Raw genomic sequence first — 480 nt, forward strand, 5'->3', positions numbered from 1 at the left:
ACGGTTATGCCTGACGACCATAGCGAGGTGGTCCCACTCCTTCCCATCCCGAACAGGACAGTGAAACGCCTCCGCGCCGATGATAGTGCGCATTCGCGTGTGAAAGTAGGTCATCGTCAGGCTTCTACAAGCGAGAAACGCCCAGTCTACGGACTGGGCGTTTTCTTCTCTTCGTCTTGTCTAGAGAGTGCAGCTGCACCGATCGATGTGCTAGAGCATCAGTTCGGCTCCAGTCTCTAGAGCAGAAAAGCGAATCAGTATAGACCTTGTTGTTGACAGGGTTTAAAAAATGCATGATAATCTCGCTTCTTTGCTGATGACTGATCTTGATTGGTTGTCGCGCCGGAAACGGCAAGCTCTTTAAAAATCAACAGCCGATAAGCGTGGGCGTTTGAGGCGAGTGTCTCGGATCTTCGGATCCGGGTCCTTGTGACCTTAAACGCTCATGGATAGAGAAGTGAAGTTCACTTCAATTCCTTG

At 50.4% G+C, this 480-nt stretch carries 1 rRNA gene; it reads left to right on the forward strand.

Features of this window, described 5'->3' with window-relative positions:
* The first annotated feature begins 9 nt into the window (after positions 1–9).
* Positions 10–122: ribosomal RNA gene (gene rrf, locus HZU84_RS20070) — 5S ribosomal RNA — on the forward strand.
* Positions 123–480: the final 358 nt, after the last annotated feature.

Source organism: Sphaerotilus sulfidivorans (assembly GCF_013426975.1).
In the GTDB taxonomy this organism is placed as follows: Bacteria; Pseudomonadota; Gammaproteobacteria; order Burkholderiales; family Burkholderiaceae_C; genus Sphaerotilus; species Sphaerotilus sulfidivorans.